This window comes from Paraglaciecola mesophila KMM 241, assembly GCF_000315015.1.
Taxonomy (GTDB): domain Bacteria; phylum Pseudomonadota; class Gammaproteobacteria; order Enterobacterales; family Alteromonadaceae; genus Paraglaciecola; species Paraglaciecola mesophila.
Map to the genome: position 1 here is coordinate 21,002 of NZ_BAEP01000051.1, position 19,096 is coordinate 40,097.

The following is a 19,096-nucleotide window of genomic DNA, read 5'->3' on the forward strand; positions in this document are numbered from 1 at the left end:
CGCCCGCCTGAATAAACATTGCCATTAAAGTTTGCTTGGCAGCCAAACTTTAGTGCGCCTTTCACGACACGAGGTACGACATTACTTTGGCTCAATGGCACTTACATGTCGTTTTACTGAAATCATCGAACCAACCAGCCCTAGGAGCACAGAAGTTGACAGCATAATAAGTAAGGTGCTGAAGTCGACACCGGCAATATTGAATTGCTTTTGATAAAGGGCGCTCACAGCCTCAACACTGGCGCTCATCCACCACAATAAGCTAACTACCGTGAACCACGCTAATAGGCCGCCTAATAAACCATACCAGAAGCCAGTGTACATAAAGGGGCGTTGAATAAAGGCGTCGGTCGCACCCACTAGCTTCATCACTAGTATTTCATCTTTTTTACTTAGAATGTTGAGCCTGATGGTATTGCCAATAATCAAAACAACCGCCAAAAACAGCAGTAGCGCAATAATCGTCACCAGCTCTTTGGCTACTGTTAAAAGTGCATCTAGGCGCTGTAACCACTCCAGATCAAGTTTGCCTATATCGACTTCTCGCTCTTTGCGCAGCTTATCGAGTAACAAACGCGCAGCCACAGGGCCGGCGTGTTTCTCGCTAGGCGCCACAAGCACAACAGGTGGTAATGGGTTTTTATCTAAATACGCGATAGCATCGCCGAATCCTGACAGCGCTTTAAACTCATTTAGCGCGTCATCCGCAGGGATATAAGTCACCTTACTCACTTCTGGCCAAGAATTAATACGGGTCAGAAGTTGGTCTATGTGTTGCTTTGATGTTTCAGCTTTTAGAAATAAAGATATTTCAGAGGCTTGGTCCCACCCTGAGCTCACTTGTTCAATATTTTTTACCAAGATGTATAAGGTGCTAGGCAATGTAATACTTAAACCCAACACGCCTATGGTCATCAGTGAGGCCGCGCCAGAGCGCCACATTTCCCCCAAACTGCCTAATGCTTGGCGAACATGGCTGAGAAAAAACATTTGGATGCGCTGAATGATAGAAACCTGACTTAGCTGGGCGCCCTGGGCTCGTCCTTTAAATAATAAACTCATTCTTCAAACTCACTTATGCATGTGTTGCTAGCCATTGCTCAGCCAGACTGTTGTTATTTCAGCGTTTTGGTTAAAAGTCTTGGGATAGACCATCGGTGATCATTTGCCCGTTTTTGAGGGTCAGAGTTCGATATTTCATGCGGGCAATCAAGCCCAAGTCATGGGTTGCGATAAAGACGGATACACCCGCTTGGTTGAAGTCCTCGAACAATCGAATAATTTCCATAGACAACTTTGGATCTAAATTACCCGTGGGCTCATCAGCCAACAATAGTGGCGGCTTATTCACAACTGCGCGGGCAATGCCTACGCGCTGTTGCTCACCGCCTGATAGCATAATGGGAAGATTTTTTGCTTTGTCTCTAAGGCCAACCATTTCAAGTGCTGCATGCACTCGTTTGGTGGTTTCCTTGTGTGAATAACCTTCAATAATGAGTGGCAGCGCGACATTGTCGAATACGCTTTTGTCCATCAAGAGTTGGTGGCTTTGAAAAATCATGCCTATGTCACGACGAATATAGGCGATTTGGCGACGACTAATGGTATTTAAGTCATGCCCATTAATTAACACCTGACCCACAGTGGGGCGTTCCATCAAACTGATTAATTTCAGCAAGGTGCTTTTACCGGCACCAGAATGACCCGTTAAAAACGCCATTTCTCCGGGCTCTACATGAAAGTCTACCTTGCGCAGCGCTTGTTGCCCGCCAGGGTAGGTTTTACTCACTTGCTGAAATTTGATCATTGAATCACTCTTCGCTCAATCAGGCTGTTAGCTGCATTGTTTGTTTTTGCAAACCCTGCTCAAGTCTTGCTTTCAGCGCTATTTTCAACGCTGCTTTCAGCGAAGAGTGCTTCAACAAACTCATCACTGGCAAAAGGGCGTAAATCGTCAATGCCTTCACCTACACCGATATAACGAATAGGAATTTTGAATTGATCCGCTAAGGCAAAAATTACCCCACCTTTCGCGGTGCCATCGAGCTTGGTTAATGTAATCCCAGTTAGCCCTACCGCTTGGTTGAATAACTTGGTTTGGCTAACGGCATTTTGGCCCGTGGCCGCATCGAGTGTCAGCATAACTTCGTGGGGCGCATTTGGGTTTATCTTGCGCATCACCCGCACCACTTTTTTAAGCTCTTCCATCAAGTGATCTTTATTTTGTAGTCGACCCGCGGTATCGGCGATTAGCACATCCACATTACGCGCTTTGGCGGACTCCAATGCATCGTAGATAACAGATGCGCTGTCAGAGCCGGTTTTCTGCGCTATCACAGGAATGTTATTACGCTCACCCCATACTTGTAGCTGTTCAACTGCTGCGGCTCTGAACGTATCACCGGCAGCCAACATGACTTTTTTACCTTGAGATTGGAACTGTTTAGCCATTTTACCGATTGTGGTTGTTTTACCTACACCGTTTACACCCACCATTAAGATAACAAACGGACCATCTTCGCTTTTCGGTTCAAGGGGCTGGCTGACTTCTTGTAATATATTGCTCATTTGCTGTTTCAGCAATTGATACAACGCCTCACCGTCTTTTAGCTGATTACGTTTCGCACCGTCTGTTAGCTTAGAGATAATTTTGCTGGTGGTCTCTATTCCTACATCGGCGACTAATAATTGGGTTTCTAACTCTTCGAATAAATCATCATCGATGGCTTTACCGCGAAACAGGCTAATAAAGCCGCTGCCGAGGTTTTCTTTCGTACGTGACAGGCTTTGTCTTAACTTGGCGAACAGCCCCATTTTGACTGGCTTTTCAGGTGTCGTTTCACGTTCTTCTTCAGGCTTCGCCTTTGGCTCAGGTTCTAGCTCAGGTTCAACAACAGGCTGAAGCTCTGCCTCAGACATTTCTGTCTTGGCCTCAAGTGCTTCAGTCGGTTCAGTTGATGAAGCAACTGGTACAGGCACCACATCGCTTGTTATAGGGTCTTCATTGGCGTCAATAACCGAGGTAGGTGTTTCAACTTCAGTAAGGCTCTGGCCGTGCTCAGTAATAGCGCGCTCTTCCAAGGTACGCTCTACTTCCACTGCAGGTTGCCCGTGAGAAGGGCTTTCTACTTCGGTGGCAATAGCATCATCAACTTTTTGCAGTTCTGCTTGCTCGCCCGCTTTCTCGTCTGCTTGCTTAAGAAGGCGCTCATCGATGTTCTCGTCGATTTGTGGTTGTGCCTCTTGGGCTTCTTCTGGTGTGCTCTTTGTGGGATTTTGTGGCTCTGACTTAGGCTTGTCTTTTTTGAGCCAACCGAAAAACTTGGACATATTAGATAGAAATCCTTGGAAAATCGTTGAATTAATTGAGTACACTTACGTATCTTTGCAGCAATGATAACATTCCTACTATAAATGAAGCGAGACGTAAAAAAGACTCAAGCCGCCAATGGTGCAATTCGTATTATCAGCGGGCAATGGCGCGGGCGAAAATTGCCTGTAATGGACGTTCAAGGGCTGCGCCCCACAACAGACAGAAACAAAGAAACATTGTTCAACTGGCTAATGGCGTATACTCAAGACAGTCATTGCTTAGATGCATTTGCAGGCAGTGGAGGCCTTGGTTTTGAAGCACTTTCTCGGTATGCCAAGCATGTGACGTTTATTGAGTTAGACAAGAAGGTCGCAAGAAATTTGCAGCAAAATCTCGAAACTCTCAAAGCATCTAAAGAGAGCGCACAGGTGCTCTGCGGCGATTCCCTAGGTTACCTAAGTCAGCTAAACGACAAATTTGATTTGATCTTTTTAGACCCACCTTTTAACAAAAATCTAATTCCTAAAGCGATCGATGGTATCGAGCAGAACAGTTTGTTGGCCCAAGAGGGCTTGGTTTATATCGAATGCGAAACGCAAAATGCTCAGTACAAAGTGCCGCCTGGTTGGCGCTTATTGAAAGAAAGTCAGACTAGCCAAGTTACCGCGAGGTTGTATCAAGGCTAGTGCTATAGGTAATATCGTTGAGGCATTTACAACCTTAAAGAACCTGTTATGGAGTAATATCAATGCCAATATTACTCATGCCTTCACCAATAGCGATATCTTTAAGGGCTTTACAGGTATCGCCATTTTTTGGGCTGTTGGCCAAAAACGTGAGTAATTCTTGTTGGATTTCAATTTCCCATTGCATCAGAGGGTGTTGCTTTATCTCTTCGACACTTATTTCTGCTTCAGAAGTCGCTTCGACAAAAGCTTCTACCGTACCTTGGGCAAGTTTGCTGACCACAACGGCGCCTTGCAGGTCTTCTTCCATCAATAACAGAATAAGCGCCGACATTGACATAGCGGTATCAATGGCCGGATATACTCCAATACTGTCGTAATCATTTGGGTCAGGCACGCTTGCTTCAACTTTTTCAAGTTGCGCGGCAAAATTGATTTTGGTTTTTGGGTGAGCGAGCCACTCCCAAATCACGTTCAAACTGTTGCGGTATGGGCTTGGATCGGCAAATTCAGTGGCTTCACAAAAAAGCTGGTAATTCGGTAGCATGCGTTCTAGCAATGCTGCTGAAAAAGCAACAGATTGCCACGTTTCTAAATCTCTAACTTGCTGAAAAATAGTTAGTCTATTGTCTTTCATTTTTACCTCATTGATTCGCCGCTTACACCAGCGAATAGAATTTTCCGATGCCATCTAGCAGCATTTGAATTGAAATCATAATTAAGATCATGCCCATCAAACGCTCAATCGCAATAAGTCCGCGCTCGCCCAGTACGCGATGGAATACACTTGAAAACATTAATATTACGGCACTGACTGACCAAGCCGCCAATAGCGCTAAAGACCAATCAAGCATGCGGCTGTGATCTTGGTTGGCCAACAAAATTAAGGCTGCGAGAATGGAGGGCCCAGCGACCATAGGAATGGCTAAAGGGACAATAAAAGGCTCTTCACCTGCAGGTAGTCCTGTTACCCCTCCTGGTTGAGGGAATATCATTTTCAAGGCAATCAAAAATAAAATAATACCACCTGCGATGCTCACCGTTTCTTGTTTGACGCTTAGAAAATCTAATACAGCCTGACCGCTGAATAAAAAGCCTAACATGATCAACAACGAAAAAATCAGTTCGCGGATCAAAACGATACGTCGTCGTTTAGGCTCAATGGTTTTAAGCACAGACATAAACACAGGAAGGTTACCTAGTGGGTCCATAATCAAAAATAATGTAATGGCCGCAGACCAAGTATCCATAATGCTACTCTGTTGGTAGGTAATTTCACAAAGGGGTGATAGCGCAAGTGTATAACAACTATGCTGCTCAGCCCATCTGATTGAAAGAATTATCTATTTTTATTATTTTAAGTTGCCAAAGATCAACAGCTCATGGGTAAATTCTTTGCTATGGTTGATTAACAGCACTTTGCTAACGAGAAATACCCATGCCAGCATTTGGCGTTTTAATTGAAAGAAGGATCAAAAAATGAGTGTGATGACAGTGGATGAAGTAGCAAATTTTTTGGGCGTGGAAGCGATACGTGTTGAACGGTTAGAGCGTGAAAGTTTGTTAATTGCCGTTGATAAAGACGAGCAGGGAAAACCGCTGTTCAATTCTGCCGACGTAGAGAAATACAAAGTGCTGGCTGAGCGCTTAGGTGGGCTGTAAAGGTCTTGATATCTAAAGTGTTATTTCAGTAACCTTAGGTACGACCAGCGTACCTAAGTTTGTTTTGCATCTGCTAATAAAGTCTAAAAATAAGGTGATTATTCAGACAGTAGCGCTTTGGCGATGGTTCTAATACCCAAGCCAGACGCGCCAGCGGGTGTGTAAGCATCAGCGCTGTCATTAAATGCGGCGGCTAAATCCATATGTAACCAACCTTGTCCCTTATTCCCCACGAACCGAGACAAAAATCCTGCCGCGTTTGATGCGCCCCCAGCGCCACCACCTTTTTGAGCACGGCTATTGGCGGTATCTGCATAATTTGAAGGGCATTTTTCTTGATGCCATAGCTCTAGAGGCAAAGGCCAAGCGGGTTCATTTTCCTCATTGGCGTAACCTAGCACACGTTGCATCAAGTTTTTGTCCAAGGCAAATAGGGCATTGTAATCACGACCTAACGCAGCACTTGCTGCACCGGTTAAGGTTGCTGCATCAATAATCAGAGGTGCTTGGGTTTCACTGGCCGCCATCAGACCGTCAGCTAGGACTAATCGCCCTTCGGCATCGGTATTGACGATTTCTACTGTCGTACCATTTTTATAGGTGATGACGTCGCCTAACTTGTATGCATGACCGCTTATTAGGTTTTCAGCACAGCACAAATATAGTTTCACTCGTTTGTTCAGACCTTGCAAAATCGCTAAGCCTAAGCCGCCTGTTACCATCGCCGCACCGCCCATATCACATTTCATGTGCAGCATACCTTCACTGCTTTTAATGCTATAACCGCCGCTGTCAAAGGTGATGCCTTTGCCAACTAAAGCTGCACTAACAGGCGCAAGAGGGTCATCAGTAGGATTGTAATCTACTTCAAGCATGACCGGCGGGCGCTGGCTACCCCGGCCCACATTGTACAAACCGTGCCATTGTTGCTCGACTAGCTCTTCGCCCATCCATTGTTTTGCGGTGACGTGTCTTGGACTTAGGCTGGTTAGCCATTCAACACTGCTGCTTGCTAGCTTTTCAGGGGAAAGGTCTTCAGGGGTGGCATTGGTTTGATTACGGGTAAAAACCAAGGCTTGGTAACGCTGCGTTAGCGTGTCGCTATTCTCATCGTCAGCCCATTGAATATGGTGTTGCTTTTTGGTGTTCGTGAAACTGTAAGCAAACGCCCATTGCTGTTCGATATGCCACTTACCGCATAAAGTAACGAAATCTAAATTTAAACCGTCTAAAATGCGCGCTGCTCGGCGAATGGTTCGGTTTTGAGGATCATCTGTTAATAAATGGATTGTAGCGCTTTCATTGTCGAACGAGAGTACAGCGTTTTTACCCCAGTGGGCAGGTGCTGGCGCGTTAGACAGTTGGATAGAAAGTCGAGACATAAAACACTCCTAAGAAAAGTAAGCCGATATCATAACAACTTTGTAACGATAAACAGTATGGTGATGAATGCAATTTTATAACAGTTTGATTGAAGGGATATTGGTTAAACGTTACAAACGATTTTTAACCGACGTCACGTTGTTAAATGGTGAAGAGGTCGTTGCGCACTGTCCTAACACCGGAGCAATGACCGGATGTGCCGAGCCCGGGATGCAGGTTTGGCTCTCTCCAAGTAATAACCCTAAGCGTAAACTGGGCTATACTTGGGAGTTAGGAGTAACGCATCAAGGTCATTGGATTGGTATCAATACCAACAACGCAAATAAAATAGTTGCAGAGGCATTGGCAACGCACGCTATTCAAGAGTTGCAGGGATATGAAACTATTCGTCCTGAAGTGCGTTTTGGGCATGAAAACAGCAGAATTGATTTTCTTCTAAGTAGCAGCGATAAGAAAGATTGCTATGTTGAAGTCAAATCGGTGACCTTATTGGAAGAGGGGCAGGGTTACTTCCCTGACGCGAAAACAGTGCGTGGTCAAAAGCATTTGCGTGAGCTTGCCGCTATGGTCGAACAGGGTTATCGCGCTGTTTTACTGTTTTGTGTGCAGCACAGTGGCATTCATAGCGTTAAGGTTGCAGAAAATATTGATCCAAAATATGCGCAAATGTTTAAGCATGCTGTTGACGTTGGGGTAGAAGTGTTAGCGTACTCGTGTGCGATTAACGAACAAAATATTACGCTAAATCAACGACTACCCATGATTGTATGAAAATATAAGTTGCTTTTTTCGCCGACATCGCCATATTGCCCGTCGGAATTTGGTTTTTAGCATGAATAGCAGGTCAGTGCGTGGAATTGCCAGCGGTATTTCTTTCTGTTATACATACCCGCTTGCACAAAACCGTCCTGTGCTCGTAGTTAAGGAGAATTGGCTGATGCCAACAGGAAATACGAATAAAACACTCGGATTATTAGCCCTAGCTGGTCTTACTCCCTATCAGGAGAAAGCAGGCGAGGAATACATGAATGATAAACAAATGGAGCATTTCCGTTTGTTGCTAAAAGCATGGCGCGACCAATTACGCCAAGAAGTAGATCGTACAGTGCATCATATGCAAGACGAAGCGGCTAACTTCCCTGACCCAGTTGATCGGGCAGCACAGGAAGAAGAGTTCAGTATTGAACTTAGAACCCGTGACCGTGAGCGTAAGTTGATCAAAAAAATCGAGAAAACCCTTAAGCGTATCGAAGAAGACGATTTTGGCTTCTGTGATACCTGTGGTATCGAAATTGGCGTTAGGCGTTTAGAAGCCCGTCCTACCGCTGATATGTGTATCGATTGTAAGACCCTAGCTGAAATTAAAGAAAAGCAGCTACAAGGTTAATACTGATAAATAATGAAAAGCTGCTCAATGCAGCTTTTTTTATGTTTACACGTTAATTAGGTTAATGAATTTACCTTTCGTTGCACAGCGCCTTAATCAAGATACCTCTTACGTAGGTCGGTTTGCGCCATCCCCCTCTGGACCATTGCATTTAGGTTCCCTCGTGGCTGCTTTAGGCAGTTACATACGTGCGCGGCAAATGGACGGGAAATGGTTGTTACGGATAGAGGATATTGACCCTCCGCGGGCGCTCGTTGGTGCAGATGATCTCATAAAAGAGTCACTGGTTCGTCACGGGTTGTTATGGGACGATGAAGTGACTTACCAACATGACAGTCACCAACGATATGAGCAAGCACTCAATTGGCTGCAGGCAAATGGTCATAGTTATTGTTGCCAATGTAATAGAAAGCAACGACTCGCCAACCCTAAAGGGCAATCTTGCCCCTGCGCGCAGTTAGCCTTGGCAAAGGATGAATGCGCCACTGTCCTTAGGAATACTTTGGGGGCGCAGCATATTCAAGATTTAGCATTAGGGGCGGTTTCGTTCGCAAAAGGCGCCTGTGATGATTTCATCTTGCGTCGTAAAGATGGATTATATGCCTATCAATTAGCTGTGGTCGTGGATGATATATACGCTGGCGTGACCGAAGTGGTGCGCGGTGCAGATATTCTGCCTTCTACTGCATACCAGCTGGCTTTATATCAACTGTTTAACCAGCCCGCCCCCGCATACCTGCATTTACCACTTGTGATGGGGGATAATGGTCAAAAACTCAGTAAGCAAAACCATGCTCCTAGGTTAAATGATGCTGTCGCCAACAGTAATTTATGCAGGGCTCTTGGGGCCTTAGGTTTGCCGGTTCCTAGGGCGCTGAATAACGCCGCCGTGAACGATATTTTAGAGTTCGCACTGAGCAACTGGCACATAGCGTTTATCGCAAACAATGCGAGTGCGTTTGACAATAGAATTGACGCGTAAGACAGGTTATGATCCCACGCGTTAAAAAACCTGTTTTGGGTAATCCCTTATATTGGAGCTGAACTTATTATTTCTCGCGTAATCAACAAGGTTAAAGAGGCGTTTAAAAGTACGCCAAGCACAGCTAAAACCACTCTTGTTGCCAACATTATTCCCCGTGCTGAACATCCGGTATCCCGCAGTGACATTAGCGATAACGCGCTAAAGGTGTTGTACCGTCTGCACAATAACGGTTATCAAGCGTTTTTAGTTGGTGGCTGTGTGCGCGATATTCTACTGGGTAAAAAACCCAAAGATTTTGACGTCACGACAGACGCAACGCCTGAACAGGTCAAAGAATTGTTCAGAAACTGCCGCCTAATCGGCCGCCGATTTCGTTTGGCGCACGTGGTGTTTGGTCGAGAAGTTATCGAAGTTGCCACTTTTCGTGGTCATCACCCTGTTGAAGACGAAAACGCCAAAGAGCAGAATTTAAGCAAGCAAAGCGATCATGGACAGCTGCTTCGTGACAACGTGTTTGGCAGCATAGAAGAAGACGCAGAGCGTCGTGACTTCACCGTCAACGCTATGTATTACAACATTGCCGATTACAGTATTCATGATTTTGCCAACGGCATGGAAGCAGTTAAACAGCGTCAAATCACTATGATTGGCGACCCTGCTACTCGTTACCGTGAAGATCCAGTACGTATGTTACGTGCGGTGCGTTTTGCTGTGAAACTGGGTATGAAAATAAGCCCTGAAACTGCTAAGCCCATGTACGAACTCGCCCCATTAATGGCGAATATTCCCCCAGCGCGTCTGTTTGAAGAAGTACTAAAGCTACTGTTATCAGGCCAAGGACTAGAAACCTACAAATTACTCAACGAATTCGGTTTATTTGAACAGTTGTTCCCTCAGCTCACCCCTTTGCTAAAATCGCAAAATAGTCGTGAACTTGCGTTTATTGAGCAAGTGCTGATGAATACGGACAACCGTATTAACTCAGATATGAAAGTGACCCCAGCGTTTATTTTTGCAGCCTTGTTATGGTACCCATTAGAAGAGCGTTGTCAGCAACATATGGTGGAAGGTGGCTTGAACCACTTTGACGCGTTTAATTTGGCCTTGAGTGATGTGCTGCACCGTCAAATTCAACGCATTATGATCCCCAAACGTTTTACCATCACAGTGCGCGAGATTTGGCAGTTGCAACAACGTCTTCCTAAGCGTTACGGGCGCAGAGCGTTTCAAATGCTAGAACACCCTAAATTTAGGGCTGCTTATGATTTCTTGCTTATTCGCGGGCAGATTGAAGGCGGTGAGCTACTTACGTTAGCCCAGTGGTGGACCGACTTTCAAAACGTTAACCCTGAGCAGCGCCAAGGGATGTTAAAAATACTACGCGAGAAAGAAGGCGGCGGTGCACCCAAGCGCAGAAGCCGCTACAGAGGCAAGAAGAAAGCTACCCAATGAGCCAAGTTTATGTTGGACTAGGGAGTAATTTAGCCCAGCCTGAACAACAAGTTAGCCAAGCGTTACGGGCAATCGAATCATTGCCTGCTTCACATATATCGGCGACTTCAAGCTTGTATATCAGTCGCCCTATGGGACCACAAGACCAACCTAGCTATGTTAATGCCGTGGTTGAAGTACAAACTGAAATGCAAGCTGTCGAATTTCTTCATTGCTTACAAAAAATTGAGCTTGAGCATGGTCGTGTGCGTAAAGCAGAGCGTTGGGGGCCGCGGACTTTGGATTTGGATATTCTCATTTTTGGCACTCAAGTTATTGATTCAGTTGAACTTACTGTTCCACATTACGGCATGAAAGAGCGAGAGTTCGTCTTGTACCCTTTGCATGAAATTGCCCCAGAATTACAACTTCCAAACGGCCCCAAATTGACCGAATTGCTCATTAATTGCCCCCTCAATGGGTTGGAAAAACTACCCTATAAATGAGCGTGATAGAAATCCGTTAAAAAATCCGTATAGTGCCTGATTTACTCAAGCTCTATTTAGTGATCATCGTACTGGAGTGATTCAAAATGAAAAAAGTCACAACTTCCACGTTGTTGAAAATGAAGCAACAAAGCGAAAAAATTAGTGCGCTTACCGCATATGATGCGAGCTTCTCAAAATTGTTTGATGAGCAAGGGATAGACGTACTGCTGATTGGTGACTCGTTGGGCATGGTTTTGCAAGGCTGTGACGATACATTAGGTGTCAGCATTGACGATGTGGCCTACCACACTCGTGCTGTGCGTAAAGGCGTTGAGCGCGCATTTGTTATCGCAGACATGCCGTTTATGTCTTATTCCACCCCAGAACAAACCTATTTGAACGCGGCAAAGCTTATGGCGGCCGGTGCAAGTATGGTCAAACTTGAAGGCGGTCGTTGGTTACTTGAGAGCATTAAAGGTTTAAACGAGCGTGGTGTCCCTGTTTGCGGTCATCTAGGCTTAACACCTCAGTCTGTGCATGTCTTCGGTGGCTTTAAGGTACAAGGCCGAGACGACCTGCAAGCAGAGCAAATGCTCGAGCAAGCCAAAGAAATGGCAGCAGCGGGTATACAGTTGTTAGTACTTGAATGCGTACCTACAGAGCTGGCTGGTGCGATATCTCAAGCCGTTGATATTCCGGTTATAGGAATAGGCGCGGGTGCAGAAACCGACGGACAAATTTTAGTGATGCATGACATGTTTGGTATCAGCGCCAATTACATGCCGAAATTTTCAAAAAATTACCTTCAAGAGACTGGCGATATGCGCACAGCAGTGAGTCAGTATATAGAAGAAGTGAAAGACGGTTCTTTCCCGTCTGAAGCCCATAGTTTCAGTAAGTGAGTTAAGTATGCGAGTAATCAGTAATATTGCTAGCTTGCGCGATGTGCGCCGTAGCTGGCAGGCAGATTCCAAAGTGATAGCTTTTGTTCCCACCATGGGTAACTTACATCAAGGTCACCTTAATTTGGTTAAAGAAGCTAAATTAAAGGCTGATATTGTGGTGGTATCAATCTTTGTTAACCCGTTGCAATTCGGGCCAGATGAAGATTTAGAAGCGTACCCACGCACATTAGAGAACGATCGTAATGTGCTTAGCGAAATGGGGGTCGATGTACTCTTTACTCCTCAAGTGAAGGATATTTACTCTCGCGGCTTAGAGCAGCAAACGTTCGTAGAAGTGCCGGGCATTTCCTACATGATTTGCGGTGCGAGTCGTCCAGGGCATTTTCGCGGTGTGGCAACGATAGTGTGTAAGCTCTTCAACATGGTTCAGCCGAATATGGCGTTCTTTGGTGAAAAAGACTTTCAGCAACTACAAGTCATTAAAGCCATGGTCACCGACCTGTCGATGAACTTAACCGTGCATGGTGTAAAGACAACCCGTGAAGATGATGGTTTGGCCATGAGCTCGCGTAACCAGTATTTAAATGCTGAGCAGCGTGCGCTTGCCCCCACTTTATATACGCGCTTACAAGAGATGCAGCAAAAAATTGAATCGGGTCGCCGTGATTTTTCACGTATTACCAGTGAGTGCTGTGAGCAGCTTGCCGAAGCGGGTTTTAGTATTGATTATATCGAAATTCGTTCAGCCGATACGCTTTTACAGCCTGGGCATGAAGAAACTAAAGTTGTTATCTTGGCTGCCGCCTTTTTAGGCCGTACTCGCCTAATAGATAATTTGCAGGTTTCGTTAGCCTAGCAGCCATTAATGTAATCTTACTCAGCAAAAAGGCCGTTAGTTTTCACTAACGGCCTTTTTATTTATAACAGGATGGGACATGTTAGGACACAACATTGTTCACAAAAACCAGCTAGACAACGTCTTTGGTTAACTCAGCCCAGTTTTGGCTTTTGCTGGCGATAGCGATTTGTTCATCCAATATGTTTTGTAAATCATTTTCAGTGGTTAACGGATTTGCTAAAACCACACGAAACACTGTCATAGTTTGTTCGCCATAGGCTTGAGTCTGCATACGTGTACGCGACACAAATGACTTACCTGCCTCACGTTGCTGCTTTTGTACGTAGACGGTGAGCTTATCCAGCTTCTCATTAAATTTTACGCTTAACGAAGGATCGGCTTTGACCTGTTGCTGCACCTCTTGGGGGTTAACTCGATAAGTAAGTAACGACAAAGTAGGGTGTGTAATCAACTCAAAATCTGGGTGAGATTGGATCATTCGAGCGAAAATTTTCGCTTTCTCGATGCTTTGGTCAATCAACAATTCGTAACCTTGGCGACCAAATATATGCAAAGACGCATATACCATCATGGCCATACCGTTGCGAGAGCCCTCCAACGTCGTAGCCCCTAAGTCTTTTGAGCCAGCTCGTAATATATAATTTGCGTGGTGACGAACCGCATTGCTGTCGTTAGGATCTTTAAACAGCACCATTCCAGCGCCCATAGGAACATACATTTGCTTATGCGCATCTATAGTAACTGAATCTGCTCGTTCAATTCCCTTGAGGATATTTCTATGGGTGCTTGAGAATAACGTAGCACCACCCCAAGCAGCGTCTACATGAAAGTGACAACCTAGCTCTTGGGCCACGTCAGCAAGTTCATTCAATGGGTCAACGTGGCCCGTCTCAGTGGTGCCGGCTACGCCAACAATGCTAAGAATTTTATTGCCTTGTTCTGCGTATTGTTTACCGAAAGCAAGCGCCTTTTCAGGGGACAAGCGCTGAGTAGGGCAGTCTAGCGTGATGAGCTGTTCACGGCCTAGTCCAAGTATATCTACGGATTTTGACAGAGAGTAATGACCACGGCGAGATGACAAAATTGCCATTTTCTTATAGCCATAATGAGCCAAACCTGCCGCTAATCCTTCACGAGCTACCCCTTTAAATACACCATCGGCGGCTAAAGCTTTATTACGCGCCACCCACAAGGCCGTTACGTTGGCTATTGTGCCACCAGAGCAAAAAGCTCCCAACGCGTGATTAGCGCTGTGCAGATAGGTGTTATAAAAGTCACTTTTTTGGGCATACACCAGTTCATGCATCATGCCCAATACTTGACGCTCCAAAGGCGTAAAGGCTTTAGACGTTTCGATTTTGACCAAATTTTGATTTAAGCCAACTAATAATTTAGCTAACGATAAATGAAAATAAGGTAAGGCAGAGGTCATGTGCCCGATAAACGTTGGCGAATAGGTATTAACAGAATTTGCGACTAACTTTTCCAGTAAATTAGCAGCGTGCTCAGAGACAAACTCTGGGTGCTCAGGCACATTAAATTCAGCGAAACTTTGTTCAATTTGCTCAAGTGACGTGACTTTGGTTACCACGTGTTGAGACAAAAAATCAGCCAAGTTATCTGACAGATGCTGCTCAATTTGAGCCAATTTAGAATCTTTACCTTCAGGCATGGTAAATACTCTAAACAAATGCTCTAAACTGACTTCAGCTACGGCCACTCTTGACACCTCATATGAAAACTTTCAGGTCGCGAACTTTACATGAATTTTTCACCTAGACCAACATAAACACCGCGTTTATAAGGGGGGAAAGTCGCTTTTTGAGGACTCTTTTTACGTAACAGAGTGTGTGGCGAACAGAAATATTCAAAAATGTGTATAAAAGTTGCACAATCCACCCTAGCCTTGGGGCGCTAACTTGCTATAGTATAAAGAAAAAATGCTATCCATTATGAAAGTCTCTCAAGTTACAGAAAGCTTTAACCTCGACAACGTCGTGCCCTTCTTCCAACCGATTATGGATTTGACCACTAATCAGGTTTGGCGTTACGAATGCTTAGCTCGTTTAATTACCTTAGGTGAGCATCCGTTTATTCCCACTGAGTTCCTGTACTTAGTTGACCGACAAGAGAGTCGCTCCCAATTGACCGAAACGATTTTTAATCGCAGTGCGCAATATTTTCGTGAGCGTGACATACCTTGGAATATCAACATTAGTCTAGCCGATATGCAAGATGAAGGCATTCACCGGTTTTTAAGCACTCAGGCTCAGAGCTACCCCAATCCTCAGCGGGTGGCGTTAGAAGTAACCGCACAAAATGTGTTGGCAGACACATATACATTTGAAACATTTTCCTTGTTATGTAAAAAGCTGGGCTTGAGTTTGTTTGTTGATAACCTAGAGCCAGACGTAGAGCAGGTAGAGCATTTACTCGAGTTGCCGATTAGCGCTGTGAAAGTGTCAGGCCCAGTGTTAGCAGACTTGGCTAAGAATGAAAAAGCACAGTCCATCATCAAGACACTGTGCGAACAGGGGCGACATAAAAATATCGATTTAGTTGCTCAACACCTCGAAAGTGAAGAACAATTAAACCTGCTTAAACATCTTAATGTGCGTTACGCCCAAGGCTTTTATTTCAGCCAGCCTAAGGCGCAAGCGCACTAAAAGTGTGTAGATATAATTGGAATGACAACTGTGGATAAAACCGCGATTATAACTGGCTAATCACTTGCCAACTGTGTTGGCCGCTAGCCCAATATTTGCGCTCGAAGGGGGTGATAGCCTGCGCATGATGATATTGCTTCATGTCTGCGTTAAACCCTGCTAGTTCAAGCGCTAAAGCAAATTCCTGAATGTAAATCTGCCAGTTGCTGCGCACTTCAAGTTGCCCGCCTAATTTAACGATTTCTGCAAATGCAGGGCTGCCGTGCCAACGTCTTTGCACATGTGCAGCTTTAGGATACGGGTTAGGGTAGAGCAAAAAGTGCTTACTCAAACGCCATTCGGCTTGCACCGCCAAACGCCAGAAGTCATTTAGATCCGCTCTGAGTATCAAAGCATTATCTTGTTTGAGACTGTAATGCTCATGTTTGCCCACGCGCAGGGCTGACTTGTCGACCCCTATGACTCTGGCCTCTGGGTGCTGATTGGCAATGTGTGCGGTGCTTTCACCCACGCCGCAACATGCATCCAATATTAGCGGGCCTTGCCAATCACCTAGCCAATCTTGCGCTTGGGAAAACGCCTGTAAGGTATGTTCCGTCAATGGACGCTGGCTGGGGTGTTGCAAGTGACGAGCAACCAAATCTGGGAGCTTCTCATGCACCCCAGTTTGATTGCTATCGATATGCCGAGAATTGCCCTCGGGCGACGAATAGTTATGACTCACGTTTGTTATTTCACCTAGCTTCTAATACCAACGCCGCGATTAATCAGTGAATACGCAAAACCTAGCAACACCACATTAAATACCACTAACAACCCCAATGAGTACATGTAATCCACGTCAGACACCCCTAAAAATCCATAGCGGAAGCCATTCACCATATATACGATAGGGTTGATTTTACTGACCCATTGCCAGAATTCAGGCAACAATGTTAACGAATAAAACACCCCGCCTAAGTAGGTCAATGGCGTTAACACAAAGGTAGGCACCACGCTGATATCATCGAACGACTTAGCAAATATGGCATTAATTAAGCCAGCGGTAGCGAATAAAATCGACGTTAATAGCAAGGTAATGATAATAATGGGAATACTGTGCAGGCTTATATCGACAAACAACATGGATACGCACGTCACGATAATACCGATGAGTATCGCCCGAGCGACCCCGCCGCCTACAAAGCCGGCTATGATCACCCAGTTTGGGATGGGCGCCACTAACAATTCTTCAATGTTGTGCTGAAACTTAGCACTGTAAAAAGAGGACGATACATTTGAATATGAATTGGTGATCACCGCCATCATAATCAGCCCAGGTACGATAAACTCCATGTAGCTAAAGCCGCCCATTTGGCCGATGCGACTGCCAATTAAGTTACCGAATATCACGAAATATAAAGACATCGTAATCGCTGGTGGCACAAGCGTTTGTATCCAAATACGCAAGAAGCGAGTGCACTCTTTTATCCACAGCGTTTGCAGCGCAATCATGGTGCGATTACCCATTAGCTAACTCCTTCTTTTTTTGTTCGCTATTCGCTAGCTCCGCACGGCCTGATTCAACCAATCGTACAAACAACTCCTCTAAGCGGTTCGATTTATTGCGCATACTTAACACTTGTATTTGCTGGCTGGATAGCTGCTCAAACACGTTGTTTAAACTCTCTTCTTTAGCTACATCCACTTCTAACGTGTGGACATCCAATAAACGATATTCAAAGCCTGATAGAGCTATATTCTGATGTTCACCCGCTAAATCAAAGATGAATGTTTCAATATTTAAGGTGGCAAGCAATGATTTCATACTGGTGTTTTGTACAATCACGCCCTTATCGATAATCGCAATGTTGCGGCACAACATTTCGGCTTCTTCAAGGTAGTGCGTGGTCAATATAATGGTGATGCCTTGCTCGTTAATCTCTTTGAGGAAAGTCCACATTGAGCGGCGTATTTCAATGTCTACCCCAGCGGTCGGCTCATCCAAAATCAACATTCTGGGTTCATGCATTAGTGCGCGTGCAATCATCAGGCGGCGCTTCATACCACCGGATAAATTGCGCGCTGGCTGGTTACGCTTTTCCCATAAGTCCAATTGCTTAAGGTATTTTTCGGCACGCTCTTTGGCGACATTGCGCGGTACACCGTAATAACCTGCCTGATTAACCACGATTTGGGTCAAAGTTTCAAACTGGTTAAAGTTGAATTCTTGTGGCACCAAGCCAATGCAAGATTTGGCTTCAACGGGCTGTGCATCTAGCGAGTATTCAAAAATGTCCGCACTGCCACTGGTTTTATTCACCAGAGAACTGATAATGCCAATTGTGGTTGATTTTCCAGCACCGTTCGGGCCGAGTAGGGCGAAGAAATCCCCCTGTTTCACTTCTAAGTTAATCCCATTAAGGGCTCGGGTTCCACCTTTATATACTTTGGTCAACCCTTTGATATTCAATGCATTCATGCTTTATTCCGCGTGATTTTCAGGATGTTGGATAATCTGTTTTAACGATGACTGCCAATTTAGAGAGACAAAATGAAAAAGCACAAAGTTGTTGGCTGGATGTACTCACACCGAAAAGTATGCATTATACCATGGCGATGAATGAATAAAACATGACGGGCACTGAATAAAATGTAAGGTTTTTAGTTTGTTAGTCCCTAAAGCACGTTCGGTGTATATAAGCAGCAATGTGCACATCGAAATTACTATACCAACAATAACAAGATAGGAAAATCCATGGCCCATATGCAGCCTTTACCCAAAGAAACCACACCTGAATTGGCAGACGACTTCGCAATCTTTGAACAAATTTTAGGTTTTGTACCCAATAGTTTGCTAACAATGCAGCGCCGGCCAGAGATCGTACGCGGTTTTGGGGTGTTAACTAAAGCGGTGATGGCAAAAAACGGCACGGTTGATTTAGGTTTCAAACGTCTACTGGCGCACTTTTCCAGCCGAGCCGCAGGCTGCCAATACTGTGAAGCGCACTCCTTAATAGCTGCTAAAATTCACGGTATTTCTGATGAAAAGGTCGCTGCCGTGTGGGAATACCAAACCAGCCCGCTTTATTCCGATGCTGAGCGTGTCGCTCTTGATTATGCACTTGCTGCAGGTTCAGTGCCGAATGCGGTAGATGAGCCATTGATGGCGCGTATGCGAGCCTATTGGGAAGAAGACGAAATCGTCGAAATTCTAGGCGCTATTTGTTTATATGGTTTTTTAAACCGCTGGAATGACTCCATGGCCACAGATTTAGAAGCCACGCCCAAAGCACTAGGTGAAGACGTGCTCGCCCAAGGCGGCTGGACAGGCGGCAAACACGTGTAGAAG

At 45.1% G+C, this 19,096-nt stretch carries 21 protein-coding genes; 11 read left to right on the plus strand and 10 right to left on the minus strand.

Annotation, left to right across the window (positions count from 1 at the left end; translation table 11 throughout):
• Positions 1–81 precede the first annotated feature (81 nt).
• The 3 genes from ftsX to ftsY all read right to left on the minus strand — a co-directional run bounded on the left by ftsX (position 82) and on the right by ftsY (position 3,330).
• Positions 82–1,062, minus strand: a complete 981-nt coding sequence (ftsX, locus tag GMES_RS11890) for a permease-like cell division protein FtsX (protein ID WP_006992947.1) — start codon at positions 1,060–1,062, stop codon at positions 82–84.
• A 70-nt stretch (positions 1,063–1,132) separates the two neighbouring features.
• The gene (gene ftsE, locus GMES_RS11895; protein WP_006992948.1) at positions 1,133–1,807 is read right to left on the minus strand and encodes a cell division ATP-binding protein FtsE; all 675 of its coding nucleotides are present in this window, start codon (positions 1,805–1,807) and stop codon (positions 1,133–1,135) included.
• 59 nt (positions 1,808–1,866) lie between these two features.
• Positions 1,867–3,330, minus strand: a complete 1,464-nt coding sequence (ftsY, locus tag GMES_RS11900; RefSeq protein WP_006992949.1) for a signal recognition particle-docking protein FtsY — start codon at positions 3,328–3,330, stop codon at positions 1,867–1,869.
• An 84-nt stretch (positions 3,331–3,414) separates the two neighbouring features.
• On the opposite strand from ftsY, the gene rsmD reads away from it, so the two are divergent.
• Positions 3,415–3,999 (plus strand): 16S rRNA (guanine(966)-N(2))-methyltransferase RsmD, encoded by a 585-nt coding sequence (gene rsmD / locus GMES_RS11905; RefSeq protein ID WP_006992950.1) that lies wholly within the window; start codon positions 3,415–3,417, stop codon positions 3,997–3,999.
• Between the two features lie 46 nt (positions 4,000–4,045).
• On the opposite strand, the gene GMES_RS11910 is transcribed toward rsmD, so the two are convergent.
• Together GMES_RS11910 and GMES_RS11915 are read right to left on the minus strand one after the other, a co-directional pair.
• On the minus strand, positions 4,046–4,636 hold the full coding sequence (locus GMES_RS11910; RefSeq protein WP_006992951.1) for a YjaG family protein: 591 nt from the start codon (positions 4,634–4,636) through the stop codon (positions 4,046–4,048).
• Between the two features lie 22 nt (positions 4,637–4,658).
• A complete protein-coding gene (locus tag GMES_RS11915) occupies positions 4,659–5,249 on the minus strand; it encodes a YhgN family NAAT transporter (RefSeq protein ID WP_006992952.1) in 591 nt (196 codons plus the stop codon).
• Positions 5,250–5,478: 229 nt separating this feature from the next.
• On the opposite strand from GMES_RS11915, the gene GMES_RS11920 reads away from it, so the two are divergent.
• The gene (locus GMES_RS11920) at positions 5,479–5,661 is read left to right on the plus strand and encodes a hypothetical protein (RefSeq protein ID WP_006992953.1); all 183 of its coding nucleotides are present in this window, start codon (positions 5,479–5,481) and stop codon (positions 5,659–5,661) included.
• Between the two features lie 98 nt (positions 5,662–5,759).
• Here the strand turns inward: GMES_RS11920 and pepB are convergent, their stop codons facing one another.
• Positions 5,760–7,043 carry an aminopeptidase PepB gene (pepB, locus tag GMES_RS11925; protein ID WP_006992954.1) on the minus strand — a complete coding sequence of 428 codons (1,284 nt, stop codon included), beginning with the start codon at positions 7,041–7,043 and terminating at the stop codon, positions 5,760–5,762.
• A 67-nt stretch (positions 7,044–7,110) separates the two neighbouring features.
• Here pepB and sfsA point away from each other — a divergent pair, with 67 nt between their 5' ends.
• The 7 genes from sfsA to panC all read left to right on the plus strand — a co-directional run bounded on the left by sfsA (position 7,111) and on the right by panC (position 13,096).
• A complete protein-coding gene (sfsA, locus tag GMES_RS11930) occupies positions 7,111–7,815 on the plus strand; it encodes a DNA/RNA nuclease SfsA (RefSeq protein WP_006992955.1) in 705 nt (234 codons plus the stop codon).
• 166 nt (positions 7,816–7,981) lie between these two features.
• On the plus strand, positions 7,982–8,431 hold the full coding sequence (gene dksA, locus GMES_RS11935) for an RNA polymerase-binding protein DksA (RefSeq protein ID WP_006992956.1): 450 nt from the start codon (positions 7,982–7,984) through the stop codon (positions 8,429–8,431).
• Positions 8,432–8,495: 64 nt separating this feature from the next.
• On the plus strand, positions 8,496–9,413 hold the full coding sequence (gluQRS, locus tag GMES_RS11940) for a tRNA glutamyl-Q(34) synthetase GluQRS (RefSeq protein ID WP_006992957.1): 918 nt from the start codon (positions 8,496–8,498) through the stop codon (positions 9,411–9,413).
• Positions 9,414–9,563: 150 nt separating this feature from the next.
• On the plus strand, positions 9,564–10,868 hold the full coding sequence (gene pcnB, locus GMES_RS11945; RefSeq protein WP_039987328.1) for a polynucleotide adenylyltransferase PcnB: 1,305 nt from the start codon (positions 9,564–9,566) through the stop codon (positions 10,866–10,868).
• Complete coding sequence (folK, locus tag GMES_RS11950) at positions 10,865–11,353, plus strand: 2-amino-4-hydroxy-6-hydroxymethyldihydropteridine diphosphokinase (protein ID WP_006992959.1); 489 nt, start codon at positions 10,865–10,867, stop codon at positions 11,351–11,353. Before pcnB ends, folK begins: the two co-directional genes overlap by 4 nt.
• Before the next feature lie 86 nt (positions 11,354–11,439).
• Complete coding sequence (gene panB / locus GMES_RS11955) at positions 11,440–12,237, plus strand: 3-methyl-2-oxobutanoate hydroxymethyltransferase (protein WP_006992960.1); 798 nt, start codon at positions 11,440–11,442, stop codon at positions 12,235–12,237.
• 7 nt (positions 12,238–12,244) lie between these two features.
• A complete protein-coding gene (gene panC / locus GMES_RS11960) occupies positions 12,245–13,096 on the plus strand; it encodes a pantoate--beta-alanine ligase (RefSeq protein WP_006992961.1) in 852 nt (283 codons plus the stop codon).
• A 112-nt stretch (positions 13,097–13,208) separates the two neighbouring features.
• Here panC and panP read toward each other — a convergent pair whose 3' ends face one another.
• Complete coding sequence (panP, locus tag GMES_RS11965; protein WP_006992962.1) at positions 13,209–14,819, minus strand: pyridoxal-dependent aspartate 1-decarboxylase PanP; 1,611 nt, start codon at positions 14,817–14,819, stop codon at positions 13,209–13,211.
• 232 nt (positions 14,820–15,051) lie between these two features.
• Here panP and GMES_RS11970 point away from each other — a divergent pair, with 232 nt between their 5' ends.
• Entirely contained in the window at positions 15,052–15,765 is a 714-nt protein-coding gene (locus GMES_RS11970) for an EAL domain-containing protein (RefSeq protein WP_226990292.1), read from the plus strand.
• A 46-nt stretch (positions 15,766–15,811) separates the two neighbouring features.
• On the opposite strand, the gene trmB is transcribed toward GMES_RS11970, so the two are convergent.
• From trmB to GMES_RS11985, 3 genes are read right to left on the minus strand one after another with little or no spacing between them, the layout of a single operon-like run.
• Positions 15,812–16,489, minus strand: a complete 678-nt coding sequence (gene trmB, locus GMES_RS11975; RefSeq protein WP_006992964.1) for a tRNA (guanine(46)-N(7))-methyltransferase TrmB — start codon at positions 16,487–16,489, stop codon at positions 15,812–15,814.
• A gap of 14 nt (positions 16,490–16,503) precedes the next feature.
• Positions 16,504–17,274, minus strand: a complete 771-nt coding sequence (locus GMES_RS11980; RefSeq protein WP_006992965.1) for an ABC transporter permease — start codon at positions 17,272–17,274, stop codon at positions 16,504–16,506.
• A complete protein-coding gene (locus GMES_RS11985) occupies positions 17,267–18,226 on the minus strand; it encodes an ABC transporter ATP-binding protein (protein ID WP_006992966.1) in 960 nt (319 codons plus the stop codon). The genes GMES_RS11980 and GMES_RS11985 overlap by 8 nt, the downstream gene beginning before the upstream one ends.
• Before the next feature lie 276 nt (positions 18,227–18,502).
• Between GMES_RS11985 and GMES_RS11990 the strand changes: the two genes are divergently transcribed.
• The gene (locus tag GMES_RS11990; RefSeq protein ID WP_006992967.1) at positions 18,503–19,093 is read left to right on the plus strand and encodes a carboxymuconolactone decarboxylase family protein; all 591 of its coding nucleotides are present in this window, start codon (positions 18,503–18,505) and stop codon (positions 19,091–19,093) included.
• Positions 19,094–19,096 lie beyond the last annotated feature (3 nt).

Coding starts and splice junctions, on each gene's coding strand:
- ftsX (WP_006992947.1), bottom strand. CDS start 1,062: ATGAGTTTATTATTTAAAGGACGAGCCCAGGGCGCCCAGCTAAGTCAG.
- ftsE (WP_006992948.1), bottom strand. CDS start 1,807: ATGATCAAATTTCAGCAAGTGAGTAAAACCTACCCTGGCGGGCAACAA.
- ftsY (WP_006992949.1), bottom strand. CDS start 3,330: ATGTCCAAGTTTTTCGGTTGGCTCAAAAAAGACAAGCCTAAGTCAGAG.
- rsmD (WP_006992950.1), top strand. CDS start 3,415: ATGAAGCGAGACGTAAAAAAGACTCAAGCCGCCAATGGTGCAATTCGT.
- GMES_RS11910 (WP_006992951.1), bottom strand. CDS start 4,636: ATGAAAGACAATAGACTAACTATTTTTCAGCAAGTTAGAGATTTAGAA.
- GMES_RS11915 (WP_006992952.1), bottom strand. CDS start 5,249: ATGGATACTTGGTCTGCGGCCATTACATTATTTTTGATTATGGACCCA.
- GMES_RS11920 (WP_006992953.1), top strand. CDS start 5,479: ATGAGTGTGATGACAGTGGATGAAGTAGCAAATTTTTTGGGCGTGGAA.
- pepB (WP_006992954.1), bottom strand. CDS start 7,043: ATGTCTCGACTTTCTATCCAACTGTCTAACGCGCCAGCACCTGCCCAC.
- sfsA (WP_006992955.1), top strand. CDS start 7,111: ATGCAATTTTATAACAGTTTGATTGAAGGGATATTGGTTAAACGTTAC.
- dksA (WP_006992956.1), top strand. CDS start 7,982: ATGCCAACAGGAAATACGAATAAAACACTCGGATTATTAGCCCTAGCT.
- gluQRS (WP_006992957.1), top strand. CDS start 8,496: ATGAATTTACCTTTCGTTGCACAGCGCCTTAATCAAGATACCTCTTAC.
- folK (WP_006992959.1), top strand. CDS start 10,865: ATGAGCCAAGTTTATGTTGGACTAGGGAGTAATTTAGCCCAGCCTGAA.
- panB (WP_006992960.1), top strand. CDS start 11,440: ATGAAAAAAGTCACAACTTCCACGTTGTTGAAAATGAAGCAACAAAGC.
- panC (WP_006992961.1), top strand. CDS start 12,245: ATGCGAGTAATCAGTAATATTGCTAGCTTGCGCGATGTGCGCCGTAGC.
- GMES_RS11970 (WP_226990292.1), top strand. CDS start 15,052: ATGAAAGTCTCTCAAGTTACAGAAAGCTTTAACCTCGACAACGTCGTG.
- GMES_RS11980 (WP_006992965.1), bottom strand. CDS start 17,274: ATGGGTAATCGCACCATGATTGCGCTGCAAACGCTGTGGATAAAAGAG.
- GMES_RS11985 (WP_006992966.1), bottom strand. CDS start 18,226: ATGAATGCATTGAATATCAAAGGGTTGACCAAAGTATATAAAGGTGGA.
- GMES_RS11990 (WP_006992967.1), top strand. CDS start 18,503: ATGGCCCATATGCAGCCTTTACCCAAAGAAACCACACCTGAATTGGCA.